The 14,526-nt window shown below is 73.7% G+C and carries 17 protein-coding genes and 1 riboswitch; of the genes, 6 read left to right on the forward strand and 11 right to left on the reverse strand.

From position 1 onward, the window contains the following. Nucleotides 1-5 precede the first annotated feature (5 nt). Nucleotides 6-761, forward strand: coding sequence for an SDR family oxidoreductase (locus AB0I06_RS27665; RefSeq protein ID WP_363121542.1), 756 nt, complete (start codon nt 6-8; stop codon nt 759-761). A gap of 37 nt (nt 762-798) precedes the next feature. On the opposite strand, the gene amaP is transcribed toward AB0I06_RS27665, so the two are convergent. From amaP to AB0I06_RS27690, 5 genes are read right to left on the reverse strand one after another with little or no spacing between them, the layout of a single operon-like run. Then, nucleotides 799-1,386 carry an alkaline shock response membrane anchor protein AmaP gene (gene amaP / locus AB0I06_RS27670; protein WP_363121543.1) on the reverse strand — a complete coding sequence of 196 codons (588 nt, stop codon included), beginning with the start codon at nt 1,384-1,386 and terminating at the stop codon, nt 799-801. Next, nucleotides 1,383-2,081 carry a DUF6286 domain-containing protein gene (locus tag AB0I06_RS27675; protein ID WP_363121544.1) on the reverse strand — a complete coding sequence of 233 codons (699 nt, stop codon included), beginning with the start codon at nt 2,079-2,081 and terminating at the stop codon, nt 1,383-1,385. The genes amaP and AB0I06_RS27675 overlap by 4 nt, the downstream gene beginning before the upstream one ends. Beyond that, a complete protein-coding gene (locus AB0I06_RS27680) occupies nt 2,078-2,461 on the reverse strand; it encodes an Asp23/Gls24 family envelope stress response protein (RefSeq protein ID WP_363121545.1) in 384 nt (127 codons plus the stop codon). Before AB0I06_RS27680 ends, AB0I06_RS27675 begins: the two co-directional genes overlap by 4 nt. Beyond that, a complete protein-coding gene (locus tag AB0I06_RS27685; RefSeq protein WP_363121546.1) occupies nt 2,458-2,640 on the reverse strand; it encodes a hypothetical protein in 183 nt (60 codons plus the stop codon). Before AB0I06_RS27685 ends, AB0I06_RS27680 begins: the two co-directional genes overlap by 4 nt. A 45-nt stretch (nt 2,641-2,685) precedes the next feature. Further along, nucleotides 2,686-3,159 (reverse strand): Asp23/Gls24 family envelope stress response protein, encoded by a 474-nt coding sequence (locus AB0I06_RS27690; protein WP_363121547.1) that lies wholly within the window; start codon nt 3,157-3,159, stop codon nt 2,686-2,688. An 87-nt stretch (nt 3,160-3,246) separates the two neighbouring features. Here AB0I06_RS27690 and AB0I06_RS27695 point away from each other — a divergent pair, with 87 nt between their 5' ends. Next, nucleotides 3,247-3,969, forward strand: a complete 723-nt coding sequence (locus tag AB0I06_RS27695; RefSeq protein ID WP_363121548.1) for a nucleopolyhedrovirus P10 family protein — start codon at nt 3,247-3,249, stop codon at nt 3,967-3,969. A 27-nt stretch (nt 3,970-3,996) separates the two neighbouring features. Here AB0I06_RS27695 and AB0I06_RS27700 read toward each other — a convergent pair whose 3' ends face one another. The 3 genes from AB0I06_RS27700 to AB0I06_RS27710 form a co-directional block, all read right to left on the reverse strand. After that, the gene (locus AB0I06_RS27700; protein WP_363121549.1) at nt 3,997-4,800 is read right to left on the reverse strand and encodes an enoyl-CoA hydratase/isomerase family protein; all 804 of its coding nucleotides are present in this window, start codon (nt 4,798-4,800) and stop codon (nt 3,997-3,999) included. A gap of 149 nt (nt 4,801-4,949) precedes the next feature. Continuing rightward, on the reverse strand, nt 4,950-5,168 hold the full coding sequence (locus tag AB0I06_RS27705; protein WP_010037790.1) for a helix-turn-helix domain-containing protein: 219 nt from the start codon (nt 5,166-5,168) through the stop codon (nt 4,950-4,952). A 356-nt stretch (nt 5,169-5,524) separates the two neighbouring features. Next, nucleotides 5,525-7,123: an ABC-F family ATP-binding cassette domain-containing protein gene (locus AB0I06_RS27710; protein ID WP_363121550.1), complete on the reverse strand. Its 1,599-nt coding sequence runs from the start codon at nt 7,121-7,123 to the stop codon at nt 5,525-5,527. A 275-nt stretch (nt 7,124-7,398) separates the two neighbouring features. On the opposite strand from AB0I06_RS27710, the gene AB0I06_RS27715 reads away from it, so the two are divergent. Continuing rightward, nucleotides 7,399-7,812, forward strand: a complete 414-nt coding sequence (locus AB0I06_RS27715) for a VOC family protein (protein ID WP_363121551.1) — start codon at nt 7,399-7,401, stop codon at nt 7,810-7,812. Nucleotides 7,813-7,847: 35 nt separating this feature from the next. Here the strand turns inward: AB0I06_RS27715 and AB0I06_RS27720 are convergent, their stop codons facing one another. From AB0I06_RS27720 to AB0I06_RS27730, 3 genes are all read right to left on the reverse strand, one after another. After that, nucleotides 7,848-9,248 (reverse strand): hypothetical protein, encoded by a 1,401-nt coding sequence (locus AB0I06_RS27720; RefSeq protein WP_363121552.1) that lies wholly within the window; start codon nt 9,246-9,248, stop codon nt 7,848-7,850. 258 nt (nt 9,249-9,506) lie between these two features. Next, on the reverse strand, nt 9,507-10,634 hold the full coding sequence (locus AB0I06_RS27725; protein WP_363121553.1) for an alpha/beta fold hydrolase: 1,128 nt from the start codon (nt 10,632-10,634) through the stop codon (nt 9,507-9,509). Nucleotides 10,635-10,717: 83 nt separating this feature from the next. Further along, the gene (locus AB0I06_RS27730; RefSeq protein ID WP_363121554.1) at nt 10,718-11,446 is read right to left on the reverse strand and encodes a class II aldolase/adducin family protein; all 729 of its coding nucleotides are present in this window, start codon (nt 11,444-11,446) and stop codon (nt 10,718-10,720) included. Nucleotides 11,447-11,685: 239 nt separating this feature from the next. Here AB0I06_RS27730 and AB0I06_RS27735 point away from each other — a divergent pair, with 239 nt between their 5' ends. From AB0I06_RS27735 to AB0I06_RS27745, 3 genes are all read left to right on the forward strand, one after another. Then, nucleotides 11,686-12,942 carry an inorganic phosphate transporter gene (locus AB0I06_RS27735; RefSeq protein ID WP_363121555.1) on the forward strand — a complete coding sequence of 419 codons (1,257 nt, stop codon included), beginning with the start codon at nt 11,686-11,688 and terminating at the stop codon, nt 12,940-12,942. A 34-nt stretch (nt 12,943-12,976) separates the two neighbouring features. Continuing rightward, nucleotides 12,977-13,198: a hypothetical protein gene (locus tag AB0I06_RS27740; RefSeq protein ID WP_059422310.1), complete on the forward strand. Its 222-nt coding sequence runs from the start codon at nt 12,977-12,979 to the stop codon at nt 13,196-13,198. A 177-nt stretch (nt 13,199-13,375) separates the two neighbouring features. Next, nucleotides 13,376-13,449: riboswitch (cobalamin riboswitch) on the forward strand. 122 nt (nt 13,450-13,571) lie between these two features. After that, nucleotides 13,572-14,525: a cobalamin biosynthesis protein gene (locus tag AB0I06_RS27745; RefSeq protein ID WP_363121556.1), complete on the forward strand. Its 954-nt coding sequence runs from the start codon at nt 13,572-13,574 to the stop codon at nt 14,523-14,525. Nucleotide 14,526 lies beyond the last annotated feature (1 nt).

Consider the following 14,526-nt stretch of genomic DNA (forward strand, 5'->3'; position numbering starts at 1 on the left):
GGACCATGGATCTTGGACTGAAGGACCGGGTGTACGTCGTCACCGGGGCCACGCGCGGCCTCGGCAACGCCACCGCGCGCGAGCTCGTGGCGGACGGGGCGAAGGTGGTCGTCTCGGGGCGGGACGAGAAGAGCGTGGCCGAGGCGGCGGCCGAGCTGGGACCGAACGCGGTCGGCGTCGCCGTCGACAACGCCGACCCGGACGCGGCGGCCCGGCTGATCGGGGCCGCGCGGGAGCACTTCGGCCGTTTCAACGGTGTCCTCGTCAGCGTGGGCGGGCCGCCGGCCGGGTTCGTCGCGGACAACACCGACGAGCAGTGGCAGACGGCGTTCGAGTCGGTGTTCCTCGGCGCGGTGCGGCTCGCCCGTGCCGCCGCGGCCGAGATGGAGGCCGGGGGTGTCATCGGGTTCGTGCTGTCCGGGTCGGTGTACGAGCCGATTCCGGGGCTGACCATCTCCAACGGACTGCGGCCGGGGCTCGCGGGCTTCGCCAAGTCGCTCTCCGACGAGCTGGGGCCGCGCGGCATCCGGGTCGTCGGTGTGCTGCCCGGGCGCATCGACACCGACCGGGTGCGGCAGCTGGACGCGCTGTCGGCGGACCCGGAGGCGACCCGGGCGGCTTCGGAGTCGCGGATCCCGCTGCGGCGGTACGGGAAGCCGGAGGAGTTCGGGCGGGTGGCGGCGTTCGTGATGTCGCCGGCGGCTTCCTATCTGACCGGCGTCATGGTGCCGGTCGACGGCGGAGCGCGGCACGGGTTCTGAGCGGCCGTACGCCGTCGGGCCGGGGTGGAGCGGGGGCTCAACTCACCCGTTCCGCGCCGTGTTTGACGCCCCTCAGCCGTACCTCCGCCGGCAGTGAGGCCAGGCCCGCCGATGCCCTGGCATGGGTCAGGGCTCCGGTCGTGAACTCGTGCAGGGCCGTCCCCGGGTCCACGTGCGGCTCCAGCGCGAGGCGTACGTGGGCCTCGGGGGTGCTGCGGCGGCCCCTCAGATGGGCGCGGGCCCCGTCCACGCCGTCGACGTGGCCCGCCTCCTCGGTGAGGGCCTTCTCCAGGGCCCTGCCCCGCAGCAACGCGCCCTCGCCGTCACCGGTGTCGACCAGCACCTCGGCGAGGCGGCGCCGGCGCAGTACGGCGACGAGCCACCACAGGGCGAGCAGCAGCAGGACCGCGAGGGCGGCGATGACGACCGGCCACCACCAGCCTTCGTCGCGCCAGCGGGTGCGTTCGGCATCGCTCAGCAGCACGTCGTGCTTGCTGTCGTGGATCCACCACGAGGGCACCGGGGCGCCCAGGCCGACGGCGAGGACGGAGCCGCCCAGCACCAGCAGCACCAGGCCCACCAGGCCGAGGAACACGCGGTTGACGGTCCTGAGCACCGCTCTCACCCCTTCCGGCCGGGCCGCCGCACGCGCACCGACAGCGAGGGCGGCTTGGCCAGCCCCAGCCCGTGGACCGCGTCGGCGAGCACGGCGTCCAGATCGGTTCGTACCTCGTCCAGGTCCCGGAAGTGCGCCGCGGCGCGGACGTCCGCCCGCCTCCGGCGCACCCGGACCCGTGCCGACTGCACGCCGGCCACCTCCATGGCCCGGTCCCGCAGCGCGGTCGCGGCGGCGTCCCGGTGCAGTCCGGCGCGCACGTCGCCGTGCGTGCGCCGCATCGGGAGGACGTCCCGCAGGCCGGGTGTGAGAGCCAGGCTCAGCAGCCACAGGCCCAGTACCGCGGTGACCGCGGCGCCGACGAGCACCCACGTGTCGTCGAGGGGGCGTTCGGCGAGCTGCCGGGCCAGTTCCCGGCGCCAGTACATGCCGGGCCGGCCCGCCCGCACGGAGACGATGTCGTAGAGGAACAGGCCGGTGAGGCCCAGGAGCAGCAGGGCGACGATGCCAGCGGGGACGCGGCGCGCCGACCAGAAGCGGCCCGCACGGCCGCCGCCCCCGGCCTCGGACGCGGGCGGCGGTGCGTCACCGGCCGGTGTCCCGGACCCGTCGAGGCCGTCCCCGTGCCCGGCATCCCGCGGTTCGAGCACGGGCAGGCGCTGTGTGGCGCCCTCGGGGGGTTCCGTGCCGCGGGGTTCGCTCATCGCGTCCTCCCCTGTACGGCGCCGGGCGCCGCGACCAGATGCAGCCGCTCCACCTGGACGACGACCTCCGGCACCTGCATGCCGGCCAGGGTGCGCACCCGCTCGACCACGCGGTGACGCACCTCGCGGCAGCGGGCGCCGATGTCACACGGGTAGTCGAGTTCGATGTGCACCCGGACGTGGGCCACCTCGTGGTGGACGACGACCGACGCGGACGGCCGGTCGGCGTCGGGCGGCAGCGTGCCGACGGCCTCCCGGGCCGCCTGCGAGGCGATCTTCGCGACGACCCGGTCGGCGATCCGGGTCGCGCCGCGCTCACCCGCCGGGACGACGGTCCGTGGTCGGTCGAGCTCACCGGCCGCAGTGCTCACGGGCGTCACCGCCGCCGTTCACGGGGACGGAAGAAGTCGCCGAGTTCCATGTCCCCGTCCAGGAACCGCCCGACGACGAAGCCGACGGCGCCCAGTGCCGCCACCAGCAGGAAGGCGCCGAATCCGCCGAAATATCCAGCGAAGGCCAGCGCCATGCCGGCCATCATGCCGACCACGGCCATGCTCATGCGCGTCTCAGCTCCTCAGCCGCTGTGGTGTCCGATGCCCCTGCCTCACTGGATCCGGCGCTCCGGTTCCTCTTCCTCCTCGTCCGGCAGCTTCACGTCGCTCACCGCGATGTTGACCTCGACGACCTCGAGACCGGTCATCCGCTCGACGGCGGTGATGACGTTCTCCCGTACGCCGCGGGCCACATCGGCGATCGACACGCCGTACTCGACGACGATTTCCAGGTCGAGGGCGGCCTGCACCTCACCGACCTCGGCCTTCACCCCGCGCGTCACCGACTTGGCGCCGCCGGGCACCCGGTCGCGCACGGCGCCGAAGGTGCGGGACAGACCGCTGCCCATGGCGTGCACGCCGTCGACGTCGCGCGCGGCGAGTCCGGCGATCTTCTCCACGACGCCGTCCGCGATGGTCGTCCGGCCCCGGGAACCCGGGTCTCCCCCACCGCGCTTGACCAGCGGGCTCCTGCGCGCCGCCGCCGTCTCGGACTCCCCGCCCCGGTTCTCGGTCATGTCAGTCATCGCCGCACGTCCTTCTCGGTTGTCGTCCTTGGACCACCGTAAGCACGGTTACGTGGGAGCGCGCCTCTGATGCGGCAGGCTGGAGGAATGACGGCCGATCGATGGACGCAGGCAGTGAGACATCAACTGGGAATCGGCAGGCTCCTGCCGCTGGGTGACGCGCGGGACGGCGCGTGGATCGCGGAGCGGGCAGTCGAGGCGGTGCTGCGCGGCGCGGCGGGGGACGCGCCGGGCGTACGCCTCGCGACGCTGCGGGTCGCGCTGTGCGAGACGGAGGACACCGCGGAGCCGGCCGTACCGGCTCCGCCGAGTGCCCTGCCGCCGGGGCCGCTGAAGGTGACGGCGGAGATCGCGGCGACGGCCTCGCAGCCCCTGCCGGCGACGGCGTCCCTGCTGCGGGCGACGCTGGCGACCGCAGCCACCCAGCGGCTGGGTCTGACGGTGACGGAGGTGGATCTGCGAGTGACGGGGCTGCTGGACGATCAGGAGCGGGCCGGCGCCGGGCCCGCAGCGCCCCTTCCCGAACTGCCGGGCGCCGCGCGGGCCGAGGAGGGCGACGAGGCCCGGGTGGCCGCCGCCGCGCTGGGGGTCCCGGGCGTGCTGCGTCTGACCGGCACGCTGGGCCACCCGGTGCACATCGAGGAACTCCCGGGGGAGGACGCCGCGCTGTCGCACCGCCATGTCCGGCTGGAGCTGGCCGTGGGCGCGGACCGGCGGGCCCGGGACGTGGCCCGGGAGGTCCGGACGGCGGTCAGGAGGGTGCTGCCGGATCACCCGACGGTGGCAGTCGTGGTGAGCGCGATCGGCTGACCGCGCTCCCGGCCGGCCCGGCGGCCCTCAGTCCCCGATGCCCGCGAGGTCCCGCAGGCGGCGGGCCTGGGCCTGGCGCTCCGCCGTGCGCTGCTCCTCGTACGTGCGGTCCTGGGCGCCGCGCAGCAGGGCCTTGGTCTCGACGACCGCGTCACGGGGCGCGGCGAGCACGGCCGAGGCGAGGTCGCGCACGGTGTCGTCGAGCTGGCCGGCCGGCACGGCGAGGTTCGCGAGACCGGTGTTCACGGCCTCCTCGGCCGTGACGAAGCGCCCGGTCACGCAGATCTCCAGCGCGCGGGCGTAGCCGACGAGTCCCACCAGCGGATGCGTGCCCGTCAGGTCGGGCACGAGTCCGAGGCTGGTCTCGCGCATGGCGAACTGCACGTCGTCGGCGACGACGCGCAGGTCGCAGGCGAGGGCGAGCTGGAAGCCCGCCCCGATGGCATGCCCCTGGACAGCGGCGACGGAGACGATGTCGCTGCGCCGCCACCAGGTGAACGCCTCCTGGTATTCGGCGATGGTCGCGTCCAGCTCGGTGTCGGCGCCGCGCGCGAGGTCGATGAACGACGGTTCGCCGTCGAAGCCCTCGGGCGTGAACGCCTGCCGGTCGAGCCCGGCCGAGAAGGACTTGCCCTCGGCCCGCAGCACGACGACACGGACGGTGCCCGGCAACTGCCGGCCGGCCTCGGTCAGCGCCCGCCACAGAGCGGGGCTCTGCGCGTTGCGCTTGGCGGGGTTGGTCAGCGTCACCGTGGCGATCGCGTCGTCGACGGTGAGCCGTACGCCGTCCTTGTCGAGTACGGGAACGAGGTCCTGGTCGGGCGAAGCCATGGGACGCCTCCGATGTGTGCGGTCGTCTGCGTGCCGCACGACGGCTTCACCGCCGTGGCAGGACACACCTAAGTGACTGCACAGTAACCACCCGGCCGATCAGTCGACCGACCGGGTGGCCACCATCGAAGCCGAGGGGCCACCCGGGGTCAGGCCGTGGCCTTCTTGCCCCGGGTCGCCCCGCCACGCCCTCGCAGCGTGACACCCGACTCACTGAGCATGCGGTGCACAAAGCCATACGAGCGGCCGGTCTCCTCGGCCAACGCCCGGATGCTCGCACCGGCGTCGTACTTCTTCTTCAGGTCTGCCGCGAGCTTGTCGCGCGCGGCGCCGGTCACCCGGCTGCCCTTCTTCAGAGTCTCGGCCACCCGTGCCTCCTCATGGGAAGTGCGCTCTGGTCTCCTCATGATCACCCCTCCGGGCCGTCATGGCCACCCATTCGGCAAGGTCCGTGAGACAAGGTTGTGACGACGGGAGCGCGTCCCCACATCCGGAATCTGGAATTCCGAAGGGTGATGGCGGTTCGGCCGAACGGACGGCGCGTGAAAAGGCCAGGTCAGCAAGGCGGCGCGGCCGAGCCCCGCAGAATCGGGGGGTCGGCCGCGAAATCGATGTAGGACACACCTCGGTACGAGGAGATCTCACACAGATGATGGATCACCGCTAGGCCGAATGATCCATACGCCGTTGATCACGCATTCGATCAAGCGGAGGCGACGGGCGGTCAGGCGAGGGCGACGAGATCCGCGTAGTCGGCGCCCCACAGGTCCTCCACGCCGTCCGGCAGCAGGATGATCCGCTCCGGCTGGAGCGCCTCGACCGCGCCCTCGTCGTGGGTGACGAGGACGACCGCGCCCTTGTAGGTGCGCAGCGCGCCGAGGATCTCCTCGCGGCTGGCCGGGTCGAGGTTGTTGGTCGGCTCGTCCAGGAGCAGCACGTTCGCCGAGGACACCACCAGGGTGGCCAGGGCGAGGCGGGTCTTCTCGCCGCCGGAGAGGACCCCGGCCGGCTTGTCGACGTCGTCGCCGGAGAACAGGAACGATCCGAGCACCTTGCGGACCTCGACCAGGTCCAGGTCGGGAGCGGCCGAGCGCATGTTCTCCAGGACCGTGCGCTCCGGGTCGAGGGTCTCGTGCTCCTGCGCGTAGTAGCCGAGCTTGAGGCCGTGGCCCTCGATGACCCTGCCGGTGTCGGGCTTCTCGGCCCCGCCGAGCAGGCGCAGCAGGGTGGTCTTGCCCGCGCCGTTGAGGCCGAGGATGACCACGCGCGAGCCCTTGTCGATGGCCAGGTCGACGTCGGTGAAGATCTCCAGCGAGCCGTAGGACTTCGACAGGCCCTCGGCCATGAGCGGGGTCTTGCCGCACGGGGAGGGCTCGGGGAAGCGGAGCTTGGCGACCTTGTCGGACTTGCGCTCGGCCTCCAGGCCGGCCAGCAGCTTGTCCGCCCGGCGGGCCATGTTCTGCGCGGCGACGGTCTTGGTGGCCTTGGCCCGCATCTTGTCGGCCTGCGAATGCAGCGCGGAGGCCTTCTTCTCGGCGTTCTGCCGCTCGCGCTTGCGGCGCTTCTCGTCGGCCTCGCGCTGCTGTTGGTAGAGCTTCCAGCCCATGTTGTAGACGTCGATCTGGGCGCGGTTGGCGTCGAGGTAGAACACCTTGTTGACGACCGTCTCGACCAGGTCGACGTCGTGGGAGATCACGATGAAGCCGCCGCGGTAGGTCTTGAGGTAGTCGCGCAGCCAGACGATCGAGTCGGCGTCGAGGTGGTTGGTGGGCTCGTCGAGCAGCAGGGTGTCCGCGTCGGAGAAGAGGATCCGCGCCAGCTCGATACGGCGGCGCTGACCGCCGGAGAGGGTGTGCAGCGGCTGGCCGAGCACCCGGTCGGGCAGATTGAGCGCGGCGGCGATGGTGGCGGCCTCGGCCTCGGCGGCGTACCCGCCCTTGGTCAGGAACTCCGTCTCCTGGCGCTCGTACTGCTTGAGCGCCTTCTCGCGGGTGGCGCCCTGGCCGTTGGCGATGCGCTGCTCGTTGTCGCGCATCTTGCGGATCAGGACGTCCAGGCCGCGGGCGGACAGGATGCGGTCGCGGGCCAGGACGTCGAGGTCGCCGGTGCGGGGGTCCTGTGGGAGGTAACCGACCTCGCCGGAGCGGGTGATGGTGCCGCCGGCCGGGATGCCCTCGCCCGCCAGGCACTTGGTGAGGGTGGTCTTCCCGGCGCCGTTGCGGCCGACCAGTCCGATGCGGTCACCCTTGGCGATGCGGAACGAGGCGTTTTCGATGAGGACGCGGGCACCGGCGCGCAGCTCGATACCGGAAGCGGAGATCACGGACAGACTCCAGGCGGATACGGGGGCGGGATGGACGAATCGGGGGGGTGCCGCACGTAGCGCGCCGTTGGAAGGGCGGTGGCGGGCGACGGGCGGGCGTTCCCGCCGTCTAATGCGCGAGGAGAATGGCCATGGGGGACAGTCTAACGGGGGCGTGCAACCACTTTTTCTGTGTGCGGGTGTTCGATCACCGGTGGCCGGAGGCGGGGCCGTCGCCGGTGGCCGGTGGAACACTGAGGGGGACACGCGCCGCGAGACCCGGGGAAGTGATCGTCATGACAGGCACGTCCGGCGGGCGTCCGAGCATCTACCCGACGCTGCTGTACGCCGACGCGAAGGCGGCGATCCGGCAGCTCACGGAGGCCTTCGGCTTCACGGAGCTGTCGGTGTACGAGGGCGAGGACGGCGCGGTGATGCACGCCGAGCTGACGCAGGGCAACGGGGCGGTGATGGTCGGCAGCAAGGGCCGGGGCGGCCTGTTCGACACGGCCATGAAGAACGCGGGCACCACCGGCGTCTACGTCGTCGTGGACGACGTGGACGGGCATCACCGCCACGCCGTGGACCACGGCGTGGAGATCCTGATGCCCCCGACGGACCAGGACTACGGCTCGCGGGACTACATGGCCCGGGACCTCGAGGGCAACGTGTGGAGCTTCGGGACGTACGCGCCGGACCTGCCGGGCTGACGGCCCGCAGGGCGGGCCGCGCCTCGCCCCGGGTGTCAGCTGCCGCCGGTGTGCACCTGGAAGGCGGCCCGGCGCACCGCCTTGGCCAGGGCCGGGTCGGGATGTGCGGCGGCCAGGGCGACCAGGACCTGCACGGTGCGCGGGTGCCCCACGGCGCGTACCTCGTCCAGGAGCATCGGCACGGTGGGCTGCACCGCGGACTCCAGGTGGCGCACCAGCAGCGGCGCCTCACCGTGGTCGGCGACGGCGGCGGCGGTGTCCACCCACAGCCAGGTCGCCTCCTCACGGGTGAGGACCTCGTGGGCGTCCTCCGGGTCGGCCCCGTCGTGCTCGGCCAGCCACAGCAGCGCGTACGGCCTGAGCGTCGGCTCGTTCAGCACGGCGCGGACGTCCGGCTCGGCCGGGGCGCCGACCACGCGCAGGGCCTCGAAGGCGAGGCCGCGCAGCAGGGCGTCCTCGCCCCGGGCGGCGTCGAGGAGCTCGGTGACGGCGCTGCCGACGGGGCGGGCGGCGAGCCAGGCGCGGTACTCGGCCCGGGCCGCGTTCGGGCGCAGCTGGGCGCAGCCGCGGAGCATGTCGTCGGCGGCCTGCTCGATGTTCCCGGCGGGGCTCTGCGCGGCGACGCAGATCTGCTCCAGCTTGACCCAGACGGCCCAGTTGCCGAGCGGGGTGAGCGTGGCCTGGCCGTCGCCGTAGGTGAGGGCGCCGACGGAGGCGAGGGCGCGCAGGGCCCAGTCGAGCAGGGGGGCGAGCGGGGCGTCGGTGGGCTCCGGTTCGGCCGGCGGCTCGGGCTGCGGTCCGTAGGGGATCTCGCAGCGGGCGGTGCGCAGCTCGGTGACGCGCTGCTCCAGGAGGTCGAGGAGCTGCTCCACGGGGACGGGCCCGGCGGACAGCTGGAGGAAGGAGAGCACCTGCGGCATGGCCGAGACGACCTCGGCGACGGCCGCGGGCTCGTGGTCGGCGGGCTCCGGGTGGGCGAGGGACCAGGCGTCGAAGAGCGCGACCCAGCCGCGCAGCACGGCGCTGTCGTCACGGTCCCAGGCGCGCAGCCGCCATCCGGGGCGGGCGCTGTCGCCGTGCACCTCGACGAGACCGGCGAGGCGGGCGGTGTCCCAGTCGGCCCGGACCTGAGCGGGGGTCAGGCCCAGCTCTCGTGCGGCGCGTTCCGCGGTCGGGTCGGAGAGGGTGGCCTTGCCGTCGTCGGTGGCGCTGTCCCGGCCGGGACCGAGCGCGGCGTCGGCCCAGCGGGCGACACGGGCCGCGGCGGCGAGACCTGAGCGTGCCATTCTGGCCAGCTCCGCCGGGGCCGGGGTGCCCTCCGGGGGGCGCGGGGCGGGTCGGCGCGAGCGCCGCTGGTTCATCGCTGGAGGGGCGGCGGCCAGGGGTCGCGGGCGGACGAGTCGGAGCCTGGAGTCGCGCGGGATACGGGACGTCACGGGTGCAGTCTTCCGGTTGACGGTCCGAAAACCCAAACGGAATGTCACGGCGGGCGACGAGGATGGCCAACGCACCGGGTGCCGGGAGTGGTCGAAGGCCGGGAACCGGCCAGTGGTACGACGCTAAACGGAATCATCGCGACCGGTCGGCGGAGGACGGCACGAGAGCCGGTTGCGACGGGGCGAAGGGGGCGTGAACGGGGGGTGTGCGGGAGATCACCTCGAGGGGGCCGGTCCGCGGGCGGCTGTGGACGTCGGTCACATCAGGGGCGTCAGGAAACGCCGGAGAGCCTCCTCGTAGGCCTCGGGGTCGGCGTTCCACATCGCTCCGTGGGGGGCGGCGCGGACCGTGTGGAGGGTGACCATGTCGGGGCGGGCGCCGGCCAGCCGGCGGGAGAGTGCCCAGGGAGCCACGGTGTCGTCCGGCCCGTGGAGCAGGAGGGCCGGGACGCGCAGGCCGTCGCCGGGGACGGCCCGCGCGACGCGGTCGGCGGACAGGCCGGTACGGCCCTGGGCGGCGCGGACGGCCAGGGGCAGCAGCGCGCCCGGGGTGTGGCGGGCCGAGGCGAGGGCGCGCAGGGTGGTCTCCCAGCCGAGCACCGGGGAGTCCAGGACGAGCCCGGAGATCCGCTCGCGCAGCCCGGACCGCGCGGCGGCGCGCAGGGCCATCGTGGCGCCGGTGGACCAGCCGTGCAGGACGACCTGGCGGGCGCCGTGGCGCACGGCGTGGCGGATGGCCGCGTCGAGGTCGCGCCACTCGGTCTCGCCGAGGTGGTTCAGGCCGTCGGGCGGGCGGGGCGCGCCCAGGTCCCCGCGGTAGGCGAGGGCGAGCACGGGGAACTGGCTGCGGTGCAGGAACCCCATGACGTTCATGGCCAGTTCGCGGGTGGTGCCCAGGCCGTGCACGGCGATCACCCAGGTGTCCCGCTTGCCCGGTACGAACCACGCGGGCAGGGCGCCGAGTTCGCCCGGGACGTCGACGTCGGCGTGTTCGAGCCCGAGCGCGGCGCCGGGGTTGCCGACGTGCACGTTCGGCGTGAGCCAGACCTTGTCGCCGCGGTTCAGGGTGCCGTGCGTGACGCTCTCCAGGCGGCGCACGACGGTGTCGGCGGTGTGCGGGGCGTCGGCCAGGACCTCTCCGACGACCGCGTGGCAGCCGTCGCCGGAGAGGCCGTAGCGGCCGGGGCGCAGGGCGGCGAGGTCCCGGGTGAGTGTGATGTGCCCGGCGGCGGTGCCGTGCACGGTGAGCCGGGGTTCGGTGGGCAGGGGCCTGCCCGGGGGCGCCTTGAGCGCGGCGTCGCTGGCGAGCCGGCCGGCGGCCACCGCGGCGGCACCGGCTCCGAGCAGGGCGGTGACGGCAGCGGCCGTCGCTTTGACAGTGCGCACGGCTCCAGTGTCCCGGCCCGGGTCGCGGCCGACCAGTGGGGGGACGGCGGCGGGGTGACGCCGTCGGGGGGCGTGCGGAGGGCTCAGCCGCGCTGGCCGTAGCCGCGCAGGCGTTCCTCCACCTCGGCGAGCTGGCCCCGGGACAGCAGGCTGGGGGTCAGGCCCGGCACCGAGGAGGCGGTCAGCCACAGGCGGCACATCCACTCCAGCTGGGCGGTGCGGTCGTAGGCCTGGGCGAGGGTGGTGCCGTGGGTGACGGTGCCGTGGTTGCGCAGCAGGCAGCCGGAGCGGCCGGCGAGGGCGCGGAGCATGTGCTCGGCCAGCTCGTCGGTGCCGTACGTGGCGTACGGGGCGACCCGGACGGGGCCGCCGAGCGCGGCGGCCATGTAGTGGATCAGCGGGAGCTCGTCGACGAGGGTCGAGACGGCCGTCGCGTGCACGGCGTGGGTGTGGACGACGGCCGTAGCGGTGGTGGTGCGGTAGACCGTGAGATGCATGGGCAGTTCGCTGGTCGGGACGAGCGTGCCGAGGACCTGCCGGCCGTCGAGGTCGACGCCGGTCACGTCGCCCGGCGCCAGCCGGTCGTAGGGCACGCCCGAGGGCGTGACCAGGACCGTGTCGCCGACGCGCACCGAGACGTTGCCGGACGTGCCGACGACGAGGCCGTCCGCGACCGTCCGGCGGGCCGTCGCGACGAGGTCCTCCCAGGCCCGCGCCTCCTCGGGGCGCGCGCTCCTGCGCCGCGGCTCCCCCGCCCCCGCTCCGCCGTCCCGCTCGCCCCCGGCCTGTCCGTCGCTCCGCTGCTCAGCCATGCCGCGATCCTGCCAGCCGGAGGCGCGGCGCGGTGCCCGGCGGGGCGACTTCCGGCCGCTCCGCGGACCCGGCCGGCGGGCCCCCGCGGCGGCGACGGCGGCGCCCGGCCGGGAGAGCGCGACGGGCGGAACGGCAACCCTCCTTCACGGTCACCCCTGCGCCCCTCTCAGTTCATCTTCCGTTCACTCAGGTTGCCTACGTTCGTCTCGCCAATGACCTCGAACGATTGCCTGGGTAAATGGAAAGCTTCTCGCTGATCCTCGCGATTGTGGTGGTAACCGCACTCGCGTTCGATTTCACGAACGGTTTCCACGACACCGCGAACGCGATGGCCACGACCATTTCCACGGGCGCCATGAAGCCCAAGGTTGCGGTGGCCATGTCCGCGGTCCTCAACCTGGTCGGCGCCTTCCTGTCCGTCGAAGTCGCCAACACGATCTCCAAAGGCCTCGTCGACGAGGCCGGCATCCGTCCCGAGGTCATCTTCGCCGCCCTGGTCGGCGCGATCCTCTGGAACCTGCTGACCTGGCTGGTCGGACTGCCGTCCAGCTCCTCGCACGCCCTCATGGGCGGTCTGATCGGCGCCACGATCGCCTCGGCGGGCGTCGGCGCGGTGCACGGTGACGTGCTGGTCACCAAGGTGCTGATCCCGGCGATCGCCGCCCCGCTGGTCGCGGGCATCGCGGCCATGATCGCCACCCGGCTGACCTACTCCCTCGGCAGCAAGGCCGACAGCCAGGCGTCCAAGAAGGGCTACCGGGCCGGTCAGATCGCCTCCGCGGGCCTGGTCTCCCTGGCCCACGGCACCAACGACGCACAGAAGACGATGGGTGTCATCACCCTCGCCCTGGTCGCCGGCGGCGCCGTCGCCCCCGACTCGGACCCGCCCATGTGGGTCATCCTCTCGGCGGGTCTCGCCATCGCGCTCGGCACGTACCTGGGCGGCTGGCGCATCATCCGCACCATGGGCAAGGGACTGACCGACCTCCAGCCGCAGCAGGGCTTCGCCGCCCAGACCTCCGCGGCCACGGTCATCCTGGCCTCCTCGCACCTGGGCTTCTCCCTCTCCACCACGCACTCCGTGTCCGGCTCGGTGATGGGCGCGGGGCTCGGCCGCAAGGGCGGCGTGGTCCGCTGGTCCACCGCCACGCGGATGTTCGTCGCGTGGGGCCTGACGCTGCCGGCGGCCGCTCTGGTGGGCGCGCTCGCCGAGTACGTCACCGGCTTCGGCAGCTGGGGCACCGCCGTGGTGGCCGTCTTCCTCATCGCCTCCAGCGCGGCGATCTGGAAGCTCTCGCGGCGTGAGGTCGTCGACCATACCAACGTCAACGACACCGAGGACACCGTGGAGGCCGAGCCGGCCGGTGTGGTGACCACGGCGATCGCCGCGGTGACGCCGCCGCCGACGGGTGGCACCGCGTCCGAGGAGCCGGTCCCCGCGTTCCCGGCGCAGGCCACCGCCGAACGGACGCCGACCACGACCACCACGCTCTGACCCCGTCCACCGGTTACAAGGAAGAGTCTCCGATATGAAGATCGACTGGGCGGCCCTCGGCTCCGTCTTCGGTGTCAGCCTCGTGGTCACCGTGGCACTCGTCGGCCTGTTCACCCTCGGCATCACCGGTCTGTCGCGCCGCGAGCGCGCGGTGGCGCAGGGCGGGTCCGCCGGGCTCGCGGTCACCGGAGCGTACGCCTGCTTCGCGGCGTGCGCGGCGGCCGTGGGTTACGGGATCTATCTGATCGTGGCCTGAGGGCCCGATCGCACACCGTGCCGCCGGGCGGTGCGGGACCTCGGTCCCGCGCCGCCCGGTCGTCGTGTGCGGGCAGGGGCTGGTGTGGGGTTCTGCACACTCTCCCCTCGCAGGTCAGCGGCAAGTTGACGGCGCTTCCCGGCCGTGGTGGACTGCCGGGGCCATTACGGCGGCAGGAGAGGAAGCCGGTGCGAGTCCGGCGCGGTCCCGCCACTGTCACCGGGGTAGTGATCCCCGGGAGCCAGGAACTCTCACCGCCGGTCTCGTCGAACCAGGGCGTGGACACCCTGAGTGAGGACACATATCGCCATGCGCGGCTGCCGATCGAGGTTCACCACCCCACCCCTGCCCGCTTTCCTGGCCGGCTGAGCCCATGGGTGCCGGTCGCGTCTTCGCGTACGGCGCCGCCGCCGGTCTGATCGGTGACCTGCTGCTCGGCGATCCTCGCCGGGGGCATCCGGTCGCCGCGTTCGGACGGGCCGCGGGCGCCGTGGAACGGGTGTTGTGGCGGGACCACCGCGGGTGGGGCGCGCTGCACACCGCCGTGTGTGCCGGAGGGGCCGTCGCCCTCGGGTCCGTCGCCGCGCGTGCGGTGCGGACGTCCACCGTCGCCTCCGTCGCGCTGACCGGCGCCGCCACCTGGGCCGTCGTCGGGGGGACGTCGCTCGCCCGGGAGGCGCGGACCATCGGGCGTGCCCTGGAGGCCGGGGACGTCGAGGCGGCCCGGGCCCGGCTGCCGCATCTGTGCGGACGGGACCCGCAGTCCCTCGACGCCGACGGGATCGCCCGGGCCGTGGTCGAGTCCGTCGCCGAGAACACCTCCGACGCCGTGGTGGGGGCCCTGGTGTGGGGCGCCGTCGGCGGGGTGCCGGGGCTGCTCGGGTTCCGGGCCGTCAACACCCTGGACGCCATGGTCGGGCACAAGTCGGCCCGGTACCGGCGCTACGGATGGGCGTCCGCGCGGCTCGACGACCTCGCGGGGTGGCCGGGAGCACGGCTGACCGCGGTCCTCGCGACCGTGTCCGGGCCGGATCCGCGGGGGGCCGTGCGGGCCTGGCGGGCCGACGCGGCGAAGCATCCGAGCCCCAACGCCGGTCCCGTGGAGGCCTCCTTCGCGGGGGCGCTCGGAGTGCGGCTGGGCGGGACGCTGTCGTACGGCGGGCGGGTGGAGCACCGGCCCGTGCTGAACACCGAAGGGCGTGCCGTCGGCACGCGCGACGTCGAACGGGCCGTGCGGCTGTCGAAGCGCGTCACCTGGCTCGCGCTCGGAGTGTGCGCGGGCGCGCGGTTGCTGACGCGTGCGCGGTCGCCGAAGAGGGGGACATGAC

The organism is Streptomyces sp. NPDC050674 (assembly GCF_040654575.1).
Lineage (GTDB): Bacteria > Actinomycetota > Actinomycetes > Streptomycetales > Streptomycetaceae > Streptomyces.